The 14931-nt window shown below is 40.9% G+C and carries 14 protein-coding genes; 11 read left to right on the top strand and 3 right to left on the bottom strand.

Annotated elements, in window-relative coordinates; genetic code table 11:
• Nucleotides 1-200: 200 nt before the first annotated feature.
• The 7 genes from ACQKMP_RS27310 to ACQKMP_RS27280 all read left to right on the top strand — a co-directional run bounded on the left by ACQKMP_RS27310 (nt 201) and on the right by ACQKMP_RS27280 (nt 6971).
• Entirely contained in the window at nt 201-779 is a 579-nt protein-coding gene (locus ACQKMP_RS27310) for a sigma-70 family RNA polymerase sigma factor (protein WP_052404147.1), read from the top strand.
• Nucleotides 772-1632: a hypothetical protein gene (locus ACQKMP_RS27305; RefSeq protein ID WP_076286100.1), complete on the top strand. Its 861-nt coding sequence runs from the start codon at nt 772-774 to the stop codon at nt 1630-1632. Before ACQKMP_RS27310 ends, ACQKMP_RS27305 begins: the two co-directional genes overlap by 8 nt.
• A 193-nt stretch (nt 1633-1825) precedes the next feature.
• The gene (locus ACQKMP_RS27300; protein ID WP_427472054.1) at nt 1826-2938 is read left to right on the top strand and encodes a helix-turn-helix domain-containing protein; all 1113 of its coding nucleotides are present in this window, start codon (nt 1826-1828) and stop codon (nt 2936-2938) included.
• Between the two features lie 112 nt (nt 2939-3050).
• Nucleotides 3051-4061, top strand: coding sequence for an ABC transporter substrate-binding protein (locus ACQKMP_RS27295; RefSeq protein ID WP_427472052.1), 1011 nt, complete (start codon nt 3051-3053; stop codon nt 4059-4061).
• Nucleotides 4058-4879 carry an alpha/beta hydrolase gene (locus tag ACQKMP_RS27290; protein ID WP_052404148.1) on the top strand — a complete coding sequence of 274 codons (822 nt, stop codon included), beginning with the start codon at nt 4058-4060 and terminating at the stop codon, nt 4877-4879. The genes ACQKMP_RS27295 and ACQKMP_RS27290 overlap by 4 nt, the downstream gene beginning before the upstream one ends.
• A gap of 65 nt (nt 4880-4944) precedes the next feature.
• A complete protein-coding gene (locus tag ACQKMP_RS27285; protein WP_052404149.1) occupies nt 4945-5985 on the top strand; it encodes a FecCD family ABC transporter permease in 1041 nt (346 codons plus the stop codon).
• On the top strand, nt 5985-6971 hold the full coding sequence (locus tag ACQKMP_RS27280; RefSeq protein WP_427472049.1) for a FecCD family ABC transporter permease: 987 nt from the start codon (nt 5985-5987) through the stop codon (nt 6969-6971). Before ACQKMP_RS27285 ends, ACQKMP_RS27280 begins: the two co-directional genes overlap by 1 nt.
• Nucleotides 6972-7048: 77 nt before the next feature.
• Here ACQKMP_RS27280 and ACQKMP_RS27275 read toward each other — a convergent pair whose 3' ends face one another.
• On the bottom strand, nt 7049-7588 hold the full coding sequence (locus ACQKMP_RS27275) for a PadR family transcriptional regulator (RefSeq protein WP_339800375.1): 540 nt from the start codon (nt 7586-7588) through the stop codon (nt 7049-7051).
• A gap of 46 nt (nt 7589-7634) precedes the next feature.
• A complete protein-coding gene (locus ACQKMP_RS27270; RefSeq protein WP_427472047.1) occupies nt 7635-8822 on the bottom strand; it encodes a YhgE/Pip domain-containing protein in 1188 nt (395 codons plus the stop codon).
• A 169-nt stretch (nt 8823-8991) separates the two neighbouring features.
• On the opposite strand from ACQKMP_RS27270, the gene ACQKMP_RS27265 reads away from it, so the two are divergent.
• Together ACQKMP_RS27265 and ACQKMP_RS27260 are read left to right on the top strand one after the other, a co-directional pair.
• Nucleotides 8992-10113: an NAD(P)/FAD-dependent oxidoreductase gene (locus ACQKMP_RS27265; RefSeq protein WP_427472045.1), complete on the top strand. Its 1122-nt coding sequence runs from the start codon at nt 8992-8994 to the stop codon at nt 10111-10113.
• Between the two features lie 158 nt (nt 10114-10271).
• Complete coding sequence (locus ACQKMP_RS27260; RefSeq protein ID WP_042184853.1) at nt 10272-11438, top strand: DUF4317 domain-containing protein; 1167 nt, start codon at nt 10272-10274, stop codon at nt 11436-11438.
• Nucleotides 11439-11500: 62 nt separating this feature from the next.
• On the opposite strand, the gene ACQKMP_RS27255 is transcribed toward ACQKMP_RS27260, so the two are convergent.
• Nucleotides 11501-12034 carry an NAD(P)H-dependent oxidoreductase gene (locus ACQKMP_RS27255; RefSeq protein ID WP_042184856.1) on the bottom strand — a complete coding sequence of 178 codons (534 nt, stop codon included), beginning with the start codon at nt 12032-12034 and terminating at the stop codon, nt 11501-11503.
• Nucleotides 12035-12254: 220 nt separating this feature from the next.
• Between ACQKMP_RS27255 and ACQKMP_RS27250 the strand changes: the two genes are divergently transcribed.
• Together ACQKMP_RS27250 and ACQKMP_RS27245 are read left to right on the top strand one after the other, a co-directional pair.
• On the top strand, nt 12255-12614 hold the full coding sequence (locus ACQKMP_RS27250; RefSeq protein ID WP_042184858.1) for a winged helix-turn-helix transcriptional regulator: 360 nt from the start codon (nt 12255-12257) through the stop codon (nt 12612-12614).
• A 315-nt stretch (nt 12615-12929) separates the two neighbouring features.
• Complete coding sequence (locus tag ACQKMP_RS27245) at nt 12930-14846, top strand: hypothetical protein (protein ID WP_427472042.1); 1917 nt, start codon at nt 12930-12932, stop codon at nt 14844-14846.
• Nucleotides 14847-14931: the final 85 nt, after the last annotated feature.

Below are 14931 nucleotides of genomic sequence, written 5' to 3'. Positions count from 1 at the left end.
ACAAATATCCACCCCGCAACTCAAGTATCGCCGCTTTTACGGATTGTGATCTTTCACCCTTTTTCCCACCATCCCACAATTATCAAAACATTTGTTAATGGTTTGGGCTTTTCTACGTATTAACTTATGTAAGTTTCTTCACAACAAATTGCGCAATTTGTTTAGCTTTTCGATGAAGGTGAGGTGGAAGGAGGGTGAAGATGGAAGTTATCCAGGGTACTGCGGACCGTTACAAGAATATCGAAAGATCACGTGGTGCCATGATGTCAAAAGAGGAATTTACCCGGATGTACGATACGTACTACAAACGTGTTTACAAATATATTAGTTATCGTATTAATAACCACCACGTGTCAGAGGACATCTGCAGTCAGGTGTTTGAGACGGTGATGTGTAAGTATTACAGCTTTTCAGAAGAAAAATCGAATTTTGAGGTTTGGCTGTTTGCCATTGTAAGGAACGCTGTGACGGATTACTTCCGAGGGCAGAAGAAAAGAAGCTACACCTCACTAGATTCTTTGCTGGAGCTCATATTTCCCAAGCCGTCTCCGGAGGAATTGGCGATTCGTGAGGATAATAATCAAGCACTGTTTAAGGCGCTCTCCAAGCTGCGTGAGAAGGAACGTAATATCATTGCAATGAAATATGGGGCTGGGCTGAAAAATTCCGAAGTCGCACAGATCATGGGCGTCAGTGAGTCCAATATTGGTGTCGTATTGCATAGAAGTCTGAAGAAACTGCATATTTCCTTAAAAGCAGGAGGATTCAACCATGAATAAGAAAAATGATGATCTCACAAAATTCAGCAAAACCATAGAGCTGCTTGAGAATGTTGAACAGGATAACACAGCCGCCAAAGAAAGAATTTATAACCGTTTAGTATACAAGCTGGACCATGGAGCTCTTGAACTCAAATCAGAGAAAAAGGACGGGATAACGATGAAAAAAAGTAGCTGGAGAAATGCAATAGTGATTGGTAGTGCAGTAATTTGTCTAGGTGGAGCATTCTCTGCAACCTCCTATGCACAGGATATGTTCCAATCAATCATGGCAAAGTTTGAAGTAGGAAATCTCGAAATCACGCAATACGATAAGGAAATCCCTTCGGCTGCACAGTCAATGACTCCATCTGAAGAGGGGAAAGGCGGGGAGAATGTTGCCATTGAATTGCCGGTTGCACCCAAGTTGACCCTGGATGAAGCACGTGCAGAGCTTGGAATGAACTTCCCGGCACCAACCTGGATGGCAGACTATGAGTTTGTGAATGTTGTTCTTCAGGGGACCAGCATGGTTGAAGTGCAGTATAACTCCGGGGATAAAGCTGTTAATTTCCTAATCTCCAAGGGCGGCGACAATGGGATCAGTACTACGGAAGAAGTGAAGACAGAAGTAATTAACGGGACTAAGGTTTATTTTGCAAATGGTATTGTGATTTGGGAAAAAGATGGCTTTACCATTGAACTGTATGCCCAAGAAGACTTTGACCAAGCTACACTTGGGAAGATCATCGATAGTTTCAGCATCGGTGCTCCTGTACAGTCCTTAGGGACTGAAGAAGTGAAAGAGAATTTGCAGAAGAATGAAGGGGTAGTTGCAGCTCCAGCTTCGGTTCCGGTTGTAGATTCAAAATAAGATGCTCTACTCAGGGTAGAGATGCCCATAGATACACATAAAGAAGACGCTAGGGGATTCCCCTGAGCGTCTTTTTTTTACGAGGCTATACACTTCCAAGTATTGCTAGCTTCCCAAAACAAAAGTATAATTGAGAATAATTATCAATCAGCAAATTTAATAAAATTTATCCAAGCAGTAGAGAGGTGACAGAATGCAAAAGCAAACTCAAAAGACAGATTTAAGTGAGGTTAGAAAATACATAGAAAAGAATTTCACGAAGCCCTTATCTTTGGCTCATTTAGCAGATCTTACTGGTCTTAGTTCCAGTTATTTTTCCTCAGCGTTTAAACAGGAATATATACAAAGTCCAATGGAGTTTGTTACCCAGCTGCGGATTCAAAAGGCTAAACAATTATTGCAAAAGGAAGACGTTCGCTTGAAGTTTATAGCAGAGGCTGTTGGATATAGTGATGAGTTTTATTTTAGCCGAGTGTTCAAAAAGGTCGAAGGGATATCCCCAACCATGTATTCCAGCCAGCAAAAATCTAATATCGGTGTTGTAACTGGGAATATGATGGGGTATTTACATGCGGCAGGAATCATCCCATTTGCTGCACCCTTAAGTGCAAAATGGACACCGTACTACTATAATTTGTGGTCGCAAGAAATTGAGCATAAGGTAACCTTGACCCAGAATAAAAATTATTGCAGGCCAAATGAGCTATTGCATTTGCCAATCGATCTTCTCATTTCTCCAAAAGATTTGTCGTCAGAGCTGGTAAAACAGATAGAGGAGCATTTTCCAATCTATTGGTTGGATGATAAACAAGATTGCTTAATAGCATTAACTGAACTTGCTGCCCGATTAAATAAACAAGAAGAAGCGAAACAATGGATCACACAGTATAGGGCAAGATTGGAAGGCGTTCGTCGGGAGTTAGGCTGGACCACTACACCACCTAAAGTTCTAGTTATACGTATTTATCAGCAGCAAATCTTTGCTTATTGCAATACAGGCATCGAGCATCTTTTGTTTCAGGATTTGGGAGCGGTATCTAGTTATGAGCAGCCTGGTCTATATAATACCGAGATTACTTTTGATGAGCTAGGTAAGTTGGAGGTAGATAAGCTGTTTACGATTATATGCCCTGATGATGAGTCACGCGCAACATGGCATCATTTGCAGAGAGACGCTGGATTCAAACAGTTAGAGGCTATTAAACAGCAACAAATCTATGTTATTCATTCTGATCCTTGGTTCGAATATTCCCCAGTAGCTTTAAAGCGGATGCTAGAAGAAGTTGCAGTGATGATGATACCTTGAAAATGTACATGAGGAATCATAAGATGTTACATGGTCAATGAGCCCTATCTCTTATACACTCAATACTGAGAATGATTATTATTGAGAAAACAGGAAAGAGGGAAGGTCAATCATGAAGGGGTTTAATACAAAGATAATAAGTTATGTTGTAATGGTTGGTTTATTATCCATTCTACTAACAGCTTGCGGCAGTAATAATGCAGCGAATCAGCAAGCAAAAGATACTCCAGTAACAACTAGCGAAGCGAGCGCAACGGAGGAACCAGCTGTAAAAGAAACGGAAGTAGCGGCTAGAGAAGCGTTTGTAGTAACTGACCAAGTAGGCAATACAGTAAACATTCCCGGAACTGTACAAAAGGTGTATGCGCCTGGTCTAGAGGACTACTTAGTAACGCTTGGTGTAACCCCGGTAGCGCAATGGTCCACGGGTGAAAGACCGCAGCAATATCTACAGGATACGTTAAGTGGTGTAGAAGAAATCAGCTTCGCTAATGGTATTCCCTCTCCAGAATCTGTAGTGGATTTGGAGCCGGAATTAATTATATTCCCAACAGCTTTTTATGCACAAAATGGTGTTTATGAAAACTACTCGCAAATTGCTCCAACTTACGTGTTTAAGAATGCACTTGGTAACGTAGTGGAAGCAACAGAAACGATTGCGAAATTGCTAGGTTTAGAGGATAAGGCAACAGAAGCTATTGCTGCTTATAATACAAAGCTAGAAGAGACTAAAGCACAGTTAGCTAGTGTTTCTGCCGGTAAAAAAGCGATTTATATTAATGCGAATGCGCGTAAGATCTTTTTAGTGGGTAACTTCCATTACGGGGGATATGTGCTGAGTGAGCTAGGTTTTGCTCAAAGTACTCTTGTAGAAGGTGAGATGTCTGCGGATATTTCGCTGGAGATGCTGTCTGATTTAGACGCTGATTACATTTTTATTAACGATAATGATGGTCTCGGGGATGCCTTCCTGGCAGACATTAAAGCTAGTCCTTTATGGAAAGCGCTGCCTGCAGTCCAAGCGGGTAAAGTGTTCGAGGTGGATGGCGATCACTGGAGATCCAGCGGATTAATTGCTTATCAAAAGACGATGGACGATATCGTGAAGTTCCTAAAGCCATGATCATCAAACCGTATGTAAAGCCCAACTATGAAACGATGCTGATTACGAGTAAAGCTAATCATAAGGACTATGAAATCTTTATTGCCAAACCTTTAGATGAGCCTGCAAAAGATGGCTACGGCGTCATTTATGTGCTAGATGGTAATGGACTTTTTGAAACCGCTGCTGAAATCACCCGATTGCTGACGCGTAAGCCCAAAGGATATCCACCCGCGATTGTTGTCGGCATCGGCTATCCTGGGGGTGAAGCGTTTGATACAGTGCGTCGAACCTATGATTTAACCATGCCAGCCGAGCTTGCGAATTTACCGAAACGTCCTAACGGGGAGCCTTGGCCTGAATTTGGCGGGGCAGATGAGCTGCTTGCTTTTTTTGAAAAAGAGTTAATGCCAGCCATTGCCCAGCGGTTCGTTATAAATGAGCAGAAGCAAGCATTGTTTGGTCATTCCTTTGGCGGATTATTTGTTCTGCATGCCTTGTTTACACAACCTACCTTGTTTTCGCATTATATTGCAAGTAGTGCTTCCATCTGGTGGAATGATTATTCACTATTAAATGAGTATGAGAATTTTAAAGCTGATTTACACAGCAATACGTTAAGTCATTTACCTAAAACGCTTATGATTGCCGGTGGAGAAGAGCTGGATTATATGGTCAAGGATAGCTTGGATCTATGTAACAGCATGATGTCCTTACACATTCCAAGCTTCGAAGTAAGCTGGGCATTGCTTGCGCAAGAGGAGCATGTGAGCGTAATCTCGGGTGCGATTAGTCGGGCCGTCAAATTTTTGCTTACAACATCCTCTGACTTGCGTTAGAAATTATATTCGTTTGCATCTGAGCTGGCCCTTGGCTGGCTCTTTTTGTAAGTGAAGGGAAAGGGTTGGAAATATTGGTCACAAATGTTCAGAAATCATCTCTAACAGGAGAAAAAAAGCTTTCCTTTTTATTATTGCTAATCTTCATGCTCCTCCTATTAATAGGCGTATTAGTGCTTGCTATGGCCCTTGGCGCGAAAAAAATACCCTTTGCAGATGTATTCATGTCGATCATTGCTTTTGATGATAAGGCTTCTACCCATCAGGTGATCCAGTCGATTCGTTTACCCCGAGTACTTGCCGCTATGGCAACAGGCGCTGGATTTGCAGTAAGTGGAGCGATTATTCAAGGGATTAGTCGCAATCCTTTAGCGGATTCGGGGATTCTTGGATTAAATGCTGGAGCAGGTGTCACGCTAGTTATTGCTATGGTTTTCCTGCCTACGCTTACATTTACAGGCACACTTTGGCTCTGTATTCTAGGTGCGGGATTGGGAGCGGGTTTAGTCTTTAGTGTTGGCTTATTAAGTAAACGAGGAATGACACCTATTCGACTTGTACTGGCGGGTGCTGCCATATCTGCTATGCTAACTGCTTTAAGTGAAGGCATAAGTATCTTTTTTTCAGTGGCACAGCAGGTGGCTTTTTGGTATGGAGGAGGTTTAAGTGGCATTAGCATGGCCCATCTACAGCAAATGTTGCCTTGGATGCTCCTTGCTCTATTACTTGCCATCGTAATTTCAAAGTCGATTACCATATTATCTGTAGGGGATGAGACAGCGGAAGGGCTAGGCGTTAATATTAAGCTTATCAAAAATCTCTCGCTTTTATCCGCCTTTATGTTAGCTGGGATTTCATGTGCTTTAGCTGGATCTGTAAGCTTTGTTGGCTTAATTGCTCCGCACTTGGTACGTTACATAGTGGGTGTAGATTATCGTTATATTATTCCATTATCGGCAGTTCTGGGGGCCATCCTTGTTGTGCTTGCTGATTTAGTGGCACGGATCGTAAATTCCCCTTATGAAATACCTGTAGGTGCTGTAATTGCAGTTATTGGAGTTCCGTTCTTTCTGTATTTGGCACGTAAAGAAAGGCGGGAACTATAGTGAAGCTGCGATGGAAATTTATAATTATAGCTATCATTTTACTGCTAGGCTTTATATATAGTGTATCTACTGGTCAAAGCAGCTTAAGCTTACAAGAGTTATGGCAGACCCTATTAGGAAATGGAACACCGAGGCAGGAGCTTGTACTTTTTCAGTTTCGTATTCCTCGATTGATATTGGGGTTTCTAGTGGGTGGCGCGTTGGCGATAGCAGGAATGCTGCTACAAGCGATAAGCCGAAATGCTTTAGCGGACCCGGGCATACTGGGGATAAATGCTGGAGCTGGATTATCCATGATGTTATTTTTGCTGTTACAAAATAGCTCTACCGGCTTACATACTTATGTTCAGCCATTCTATGCCCTATTGGGTGGATTTATCGTTGTGGCTCTCTTATTTTTGCTTTCCTATGATCGTAATCAGGGCATTATTCCCATTCGATTAATTTACACAGGTATTGCTATTGCGGCTGCGATTAGTGCATGTTTAATTGTGCTAACCTTCGTACTAGATCCTTCGCAATATCAAATGATCAAGGTGTGGCTGGCTGGAAACATTGGGAATAGTAATTGGAAACACGTATATGCTATGCTGCCTTGGTTACTTATTATTGTACCTTTATTAATTCGGAGCCATCTTATATTGGATGTGCTAAGGCTTAATGACCCAGTAGTAATTAGTTTAGGGGTGTCTTTAAATAAATATCGTGTTTGGTTTTTAGTGTGTAGTGTATTATTAGCGGCACCAGCGGTTGCCGTTAGTGGAAGTATTGGATTCGTAGGTTTAGTAGTTCCACATTTAGTTAGACGACTCTTTCGTGGTCATAAAATAATGATTCCCGCATGCCTATTAATAGGTGGAGGATTAGTTGTTATTGCAGATGCGCATGGTAAAATGGTAGTAGCCAATACTGAAATACCAGCAGGAGTAATCGTGGCTTTAATCGGTGCTCCATACTTCTTATATTTATTGATTAAAAGTGAATAATTGAAAAAAGCTTTGCGATTGGTGCTGGATATAAAAAAAGAATGCCTTGATTATGCTATAATCCAAGGCATTCTTTTTTATATCGTTTTCGTTTTCAGCTTTTCTAAAAGAACTTTCCACCAGTGTATAGATTGCTCAAGTTGAGAAACGTAGTAGCTTTCCATGAAATCTACGACTTCACGAGTGGAGCTAACTACATCTATTTGATGGTAAATTTGATTTAATTGATCTTTTTTTATAAGTGACTGTTCAATTTTCTTCTCGATAATCGGGATCACTTTATCAGTCTCTACAAAACGAAGATTCACAAGAGCGACAATCATATCTGAAATAGATTCTGCATCTTCTATTACCTTATAAATTTTGAGCGGGAGCTGCTTGCGCCCTTTATCAGTAATGGAAAACACCTGTTTGTCTGGACGATGTTCTTCTTTGATAATCTCTACCTGTTCAACTAAGCCCTGTTTCGAAAGAGATTCAAAGTGATAATACAGTTTGCTTTCAGATAGATTGAGCAATTTATCAAAAGGAATAGGGGTGGATAGTTCTTTTTTTAATTTATAAGGATAATTATTTTCATCCATTAACTTACTTAAGATATAAATTTGAATTGACATCACAGAACCCACTCCTAATTGTTGGCTAAACTCTATCTTACCAAACCTAGGCGGTTATTTCAGCTGTATTTTTAACTTCAACGGGCAGTATAGCTTCTTTAGTCAGAGGTACAGGTTTATGAACAAACCGGACGATTACAATGTTAATCATCATAGCCCCGGCAAATACGCCTGCTAATCCCCATAAGAAGGGTGCTGGACTGATGGAACCAAACATTTGTGCCAAATAAGCTTGTACAGAATAATACATCGGTGTGATGCGGCCGAACCAATCGTATGGTGTATACATCATATCACGAGGCATGGTAGCACCATTGGCGATGGTTTGCATGAGCAGGATTGGAATATTTAAGACCATACCACCTTCGCCAACTAGGAAGACCATAATCGCACATACGTTAAATGCAGCTATATACATTAGAATTTGCTGAGCAGCAACTGGTAACAGTAAGGATAGGTCTACATCTGCAATAGAGAAGGCAATGGTTAAAGCAACAACTGTTGATAATACAGCGATTAATAAAGCTGTGAATTGAACGAACATAAACAGTTTTGTCTTGCTTGCTTTCCCGCGGTTCGCTTTAAAAGAAGCAACTAATTGCATGGAGGCAATCATTGCCCCAACATAACCAGCCATAGTTAAGAACATAGGTAACATGTTGTTGTGCATGCCGTCCGGAACATCATTGATGACAACATAATTCCCGACATAACTATTCTCAATTTGTGTAGCCATTGCGGTGGCTTGTTCTTCTGGTACGTTAAAGTTCATTAACACACCTTTTGCGGTTTGCTCTGAGAAGTTCGCGCTTAATTGTTTGTTAATTTCTCCTACAACGGAAGACATGGCTGAAGATACCATGGTGGCAGAGGCTTCGTTGACTGTGAAATCAATACTTGCGGATACCTTACCGCTTTGAACGTTGGCGGAAAATTCTTCTGGAATATGGACAACTAGAGCTAACTTATTATGCTCTAATTCATCCATCGCCTTTTTATTCGATACATCGGTTTTTATCGTTTTGAATGGTAAGCTCTCCGAAAACTGACTCGAAATCTGAGCCCCATATTTACCTGCATCATCATTGACGATAGCAATTTCTAAATCATTCATGTTCCCTGGAAGTGCTGTATACCCTGGTAAGAAAATACCAAGCATCGCAATGGCATAGAACACACCCATAAAAATAGAACCAATGGCCCCTTTGGACTTCAAAAACTGTGAGAACTTCAACTGTATACCTTCTTTCTTATGAATAACACTTTTATTCTAGTACTCTAATTAAAGTACTTTTAACTGAGTGAGATTTATAGTACGATAATTCATTAGAAATGTCAAATTTAAGATACAATGGATAAGTAGTGAATGATTAAAAAAATGAATAACTGAAGGGACTTCGGACATGAACAAGGTTATCGTAATTGGTGCAGGGATATTAGGGGCTTCAGCAGCTTATCAGCTAAGTAAGTTAGGTGCTGAGGTCATCATTATAGATCGTAAAGATGTTGGACAAGCAACGGATGCAGCCGCAGGGATTATTTGTCCGTGGTTGTCTCAACGCAGAAACAAAGCATGGTATCGGCTTGCTAAAGCAGGGGCGAGCTTCTATCCAGCACTTATTCAAGAGTTGGAAGAGGCTGGAGAAGCGAAGACTGGATACGCAAAAGTAGGAGCGATATGTATTCATGAGGATTTGAAAAAGTTACATGCGATGAAAGAAAGAGCGGAGCTTCGCAGAGAGGACGCCCCTGAAATAGGTGAGCTTACGATGCTGACGGATCTTGAAGCACAAGAGAAGTTTCCGTTATTGTCGGAAGGTTATCATGCGCTTCATGTATCGGGTGCAGCAAGAGTGGATGGACGTGAATTACGTGATGCTTTGCTAAGGGCGGCACAGCGTAACGGTGCGCAAATGATTGAGGGAGATGCTATTCTTGAGTATGATGATCATGAAATTAAAGGGGTTAGCGTCGGAGAACAGACATTCACAGCGGATGAAGTGATTGTGTGCGCAGGGGCTTGGTCTAACGCTTTGCTTCATCCGCTTGGGATCATGCTCCAGGTGCGTTATCAGAAGGCTCAAATTATGCACTTGAAGCTTGCTCAACAAGCGAGTACAGAGCAATGGCCTGTGGTAATGCCGCCTACAGATCAATATATCCTTGCATTTGCGGATCAAAATATCGTGGTAGGTGCTACTCACGAAAATGATGTCGTAGGTTATGATACTGCTGTAACCGCAGGAGGAATGCAAGAAATTTTAAATAAAGGTCTTCAAACGGCTTCCGGTCTTGCAGATTGTAGCCTAAATGAGATAAGAGTAGGCTTCCGTCCTTTTACTGCAGATTTTCTTCCCGTGTTGGGCAGGGTTCAAGGATGGAATAAACTAATTGTTGCTAATGGACTAGGTTCATCGGGATTAACGATGGGACCCTTTCTTGGTGAGCAGCTAGCCAAGCTGGCCATGAATCAACAGGTTGATATTCCGCTTGAAGACTATTCATTAGAGCATGCGATAAATTGATTAGAACGAGCATGTATGGAGGGAAAGTCCAAACATTCACCGCAGTCACGCACTTACCTTAATAGAAAAATCTTAAGTTCAACTAGTATAGCGAAGGTTTTTTTTATCCTTTATACTGATAAGACCAATTTATCTTCCTAGGAGTTGTCTAACGAATCATGATAAAGAAAGAAGTCGCGCATATACGCAAGCAATTTAAGCTGGATCACGATTTAATGAATATTTACGATATTCTCAACGTGTATATTATGAAGGAAAGCAACGAGATCTATCATTGGGAGCGCCTGCCGTTTGGAATGGTGGACAGAGAGAAGCAGGAGCTGTATATGGGCAATTTCAAAAAGCTTTTGACCGGCGAACTGGATCAGAAATTGTTCGAGTTGAAGTTTCAGGCGGAAGCGGAGGAGCCAGCGCAGGTGATGCTTCACCAAGCTTTGGTGACAGGGGATCCAGATGAATGGCAGGACCTGATGCTGCTGTTGGTGGACAGAATGATGGCGGATACTCATTATGAACGGGATACGGTGATCACTTTTGTTCGCGGACAATATTACCGTCCGACTAAAGATAGAAACGATGAAGCCGAGGAAAGTGAGAAAAACGAACTATTCGCGCATCCGTTTATTCTATGCAGCGTGAATTCCACGGAGAAGCAACGGAAAGCTCTCTTATTTGATTATGTGGAAAGGGAATTTAAGTACAATGTCATTGTAGATCCGATCGTCAAGTTAAGTACGCCGGAGCAGGGCTTCTTTTACCCAAGCGTGACGGACAATTATTCCGATGTGAACCGCATTCTGTATTGTACGGGAAAATCGAATTTTCCAGATCCGCATTTCATCGAGCAGGTCTTGAACGCCGAAAGATCCGTGACGGCACTGGAAGAGAGAGCTATTTTCGAAGACATCGTGAAGGAAGTGGCGGGCGAACAACTTGACGCGACCACCATTGCTCAGCTGTACGAGGAAATCCACCAGGTCATTGAAACCAACCAAGATGAAGAAGAACCTCCTAAACTCGACTATAGAGATGTAGAACGTGTGCTGAAGGTAAGCGGTGTTGAAGACGTGACGATGGAAAAAGTGGAACGTGCGTTTGAAACCATCGTAGACAACAAGCACTATGAGATGAAGGCAAGTAGCGTGATGCCAAAATTCACTACAAAATCGATAAAGATCGAAACAAAGGTAGCTACGATTTCGGTCAGCCCACAGGATTTGAAATATGTGAAGCAAGTGAATTATCAAGGTAGACGTTGCATTTTGATTGAGGTTGACGAAGATGCTGTGATCGAAGGATTTACACTCACTACAGAAACGCTTTAGATTTTTTAATAGCGGGCTATCCTTAAAGTCTTTGATCAAGACTTGGGATAGCCCTTTTTGTATCAAATATGGTACTTAAAGATATAGTGGATATATTCTTTTGCACTAGTATTAATTTCTTCATCGCTCGCTTGAAAAGAAGCTCCAAAAACAGCAAAGTACGGTAGTGCTTCTGCACCTACATGTTTGGCACTGGCTTTAAAGGGTGCAATTACTTCGTCTACGGTAAAAGAAACAGAGCCATCTGGTTGATAATTTTCTTTTTTATCGCCGATGGATATAGCAAGCCCTAACTTTTTCCCGTTAAGCTTGTCACCGTTTGATCCATAAGCCCATCCGTAAGCGAGCACATCGTCAAACCATTTTTTCAGTAGAGGCGGATAACTATACCAATACAAAGGGAATTGAAAGATCACATGGTCATAGGCTTCCATTAGATTTTGCTCTCTAGGAATATCAATGTTCCAGTCAGGATACTCTTTATAAATCTCATGAATGGTAATATCGTTTGGATATTGCAGTAGCTCTTCTTTCCAGCGTTGATTGACCCTCGAATTCTCAAGGTTGGGATGTGCCACAATCACCAGTGTTTTCATAATGAATCTCCATTCCAGGCCTATATTAAGCGTATTTCTTCAAAATGCTGTGCCTTATTTTTATGAATATCATCATTATCTTGCAGGTTTTATTAAAAGAAAATACACACAATAAAGTAAGATGGTTACTTTGAAGTACGTACTAGACTCACGAAAAAATATATGCAAAAATGAAGTTTTGGGTAAGTTTAAATAGATCCGTATGAACGAGGTGTTTTCTATGAAACAATATAATCTAGGGATAGAGGCAACACTAGAAATCATCGGCGGAAAGTGGAAAGCTTTGATCATTTGCTTATTGATGTCCGGTGCCAAAAGAACAAGTGAATTACAGCGTAATATACAGGGCATTTCACAAAAGGTTCTGATTCAGCAGCTTCGTGAACTTGAGAGAGATGGACTTGTCAAAAGATTCGTTTACCAGCAGATGCCGCCAAAAGTCGAATATAGCCTCACGGAATATGGCGTTACAGCCAATAAGATCGTTGACGTTATGTGTTCTTGGGGAAAAGAAAATATTAGAATCAGACAAGAACAAGGAGAAGAGGTCGTCTTGTTGGAGGAGTTCCAAGCGTTGTAGCCTTTGAATAGGTTTGCGCGTCGTTTGAATCAAACTGATTTTACAGAATTGTTATCAAACTATTAAAAAAAAGTAGGGTTGTTCAAATCCCATGGTATAGCCAATGAAAGCGTTTCTATTGATTTTTCGACCGTTATCCCCCAAAGAAATTGGCATTATTTAGTGCTTGAAGTTCCTCTGATTTGGATATTTTATTTAGTTATTGTTTTATTTCAATAGGATAATGTTACCTTACCGTCACTCTGTCCTATGTTTCTAGGAATATAATGAGATTGTATTCGACACCAACCTTTATAAACCATCGGAGGAAACACAATGAAAGTTAAGAAAACATTATCCGTTGCATTATGTGTAGCAGCAGTCGCATCTTTCTCATCTCAAGCAATGGCCAATCCTGTCGCAACAACAACCAGTTCAACCGTAGCACCATCCACTAATCAAGTAGGACAAAAGTTTACACTAGCTGGTGTTAAAACGAACGTCAATACAGTATTGATAGCAACAAGAACGGTTGATCTTGATTTGGATGGCGTGAAAGACACTTTATATCTCATTGGCGACAAAAATGAATCTCCTGATTTCGACAACATTAATCTCATCGTTGTAAACGGCAAAACAAACAAAGTGTTAAACGCAGGGATTAAAGACTTTGGTGGTTTGAACGCGAAAATCAGCTATGTAAGTGATTTCAATAATGACCATGCACTTGATGTGATGATTACTGCGTACTCCGGTGGCAACCAAGGTTCTACCAATGCTAGAATCGTAACTTTCAAGAATGATACCCCTTCTATTATTCTGGGCGGGGATTTGAAGGTGAAAGGCGAACGGGCATTATTCAGAACATTAGAAGCAGTTGATGTGGAAAATGATGGCGTGAACGAACTGCTTGGAATCAGAATCCTCCATGGTGAAGCTACTTCCGTGGTAACAGGCTATGAAAAAGTATGGTTTACGTACAAAAACGGCGAATTCCAAGTTAGCAAAACAGAAACTACTAAAGAAGATCCATTTAAACAACCTGCACTTGGAGAACTGACTGTTGGCCAACCTTTCGCATTGCAAGGTGTTAACACAACAGATAAGACTGTTCTTATCAGAAAACAAGTTAACGATGTTAATAAAGACGGTGTCCAAGATAAAATCTATCTGATTGGTGACAAAGCAGATGAACTTGGTTATGTAAGCAACATCAACCTGGTTGTTGTCGATGGCAAAACAAACACATTGAAGGATGCAAAAATCAGCGGTTTCGATGGCTTTAAACCAGAAATTCAATGGATTGGTGATTTCAACGGGGACAAAGCAAATGATGTAATGTTTACAGCATTCTCCGGTGGTAACAATGGTACAACAGATGCTTACATATTGTCTTTCACAGGTGATAAGGTACAACCACTTTTGAGTGTAAAACCTGTTGTGGATGGTAAACCAGCATTTTTCAACACTTTAGAGCAAGTAGATCTTAATAAAGATGGTGTATATGATCTGGTGGGGACTAGAAAAATTCGCGGTGACGCTGAAGCTATAGTTCTAGGTGAGGAAAAAACAACATTTACTTTCAAAGATGGTGCCTTCAAGGTTGTAGGTACAGAAACCATTAAGTCCGATAGCAAGCCAGCGACTACTCCAACAACTACAACAAGTGATTACACCGTTGGTAAACGTTTTGAGCTTAAGGGAATTACAACAACAGCAAAAACAATCCTGCTTGCGAAACAACAAGTCGATGTAACTGGTAATGGTGTTGCGGATAATGTCTTACTGATTGGTAACAAGGATGCCGCAAATGGTGGACTGGTTACAGATATCAACATCGTCGTTATTGAAGGAAAAACTAAAAAAGTGATCAACAGTAATCTCAAAGGCTTCACGGGTTACCAGCCAAAAATTAACTTCGTTGGAGATTTCAACGGAGATAAATCTAAAGATGTCATGATTACTGTATACTCAGGCGGTAACAACGGCAGCACCAATGCTTACGTAGTATCCTTCAAAGACAGTGGTGTTAAAGTTCTTCTAAACGAATACGTGAAAGTGAATGGCAAACGTTCGCTCTACAATACAATGAAGGCTTCTGATGTAGATAAAAACGGAGTCTATGAGATTGTTGCATCAAAAACGATTCGTGGTGAAGCTACTTCCGTAATTAAAGGCGTAGAAACCTCTGTTCTTGCTTACAAAAACGGAGCATTCCAAGTTCGTTCGACAACTATGAAGAATTCGAAATAACCTTATAGCAAAAACCTAATTGTGAGGGAGTCTCCCAGTAGCCATAAAAAAGTGGCTACCGGGGGACTCTCTTTTTTTTGGAGTT

The sequence above is a fragment of the Paenibacillus sp. NPDC101420 genome (assembly GCF_050277435.1).
Taxonomy (GTDB): Bacteria; Bacillota; Bacilli; order Paenibacillales; family Paenibacillaceae; genus Paenibacillus_AQ.
This window is presented reverse-complemented; position numbering and strand designations above follow the sequence as displayed.

What these genes read in the sequence shown, in the direction of transcription:
- ACQKMP_RS27310 (WP_052404147.1), top strand. Translation starts at nt 201, where the DNA reads ATGGAAGTTATCCAGGGTACTGCGGACCGTTACAAGAATATCGAAAGA.
- ACQKMP_RS27305 (WP_076286100.1), top strand. Translation starts at nt 772, where the DNA reads ATGAATAAGAAAAATGATGATCTCACAAAATTCAGCAAAACCATAGAG.
- ACQKMP_RS27300 (WP_427472054.1), top strand. Translation starts at nt 1,826, where the DNA reads ATGCAAAAGCAAACTCAAAAGACAGATTTAAGTGAGGTTAGAAAATAC.
- ACQKMP_RS27295 (WP_427472052.1), top strand. Translation starts at nt 3,051, where the DNA reads ATGAAGGGGTTTAATACAAAGATAATAAGTTATGTTGTAATGGTTGGT.
- ACQKMP_RS27290 (WP_052404148.1), top strand. Translation starts at nt 4,058, where the DNA reads ATGATCATCAAACCGTATGTAAAGCCCAACTATGAAACGATGCTGATT.
- ACQKMP_RS27275 (WP_339800375.1), bottom strand. Translation starts at nt 7,588, where the DNA reads ATGTCAATTCAAATTTATATCTTAAGTAAGTTAATGGATGAAAATAAT.
- ACQKMP_RS27265 (WP_427472045.1), top strand. Translation starts at nt 8,992, where the DNA reads ATGAACAAGGTTATCGTAATTGGTGCAGGGATATTAGGGGCTTCAGCA.
- ACQKMP_RS27260 (WP_042184853.1), top strand. Translation starts at nt 10,272, where the DNA reads ATGATAAAGAAAGAAGTCGCGCATATACGCAAGCAATTTAAGCTGGAT.
- ACQKMP_RS27255 (WP_042184856.1), bottom strand. Translation starts at nt 12,034, where the DNA reads ATGAAAACACTGGTGATTGTGGCACATCCCAACCTTGAGAATTCGAGG.
- ACQKMP_RS27250 (WP_042184858.1), top strand. Translation starts at nt 12,255, where the DNA reads ATGAAACAATATAATCTAGGGATAGAGGCAACACTAGAAATCATCGGC.
- ACQKMP_RS27245 (WP_427472042.1), top strand. Translation starts at nt 12,930, where the DNA reads ATGAAAGTTAAGAAAACATTATCCGTTGCATTATGTGTAGCAGCAGTC.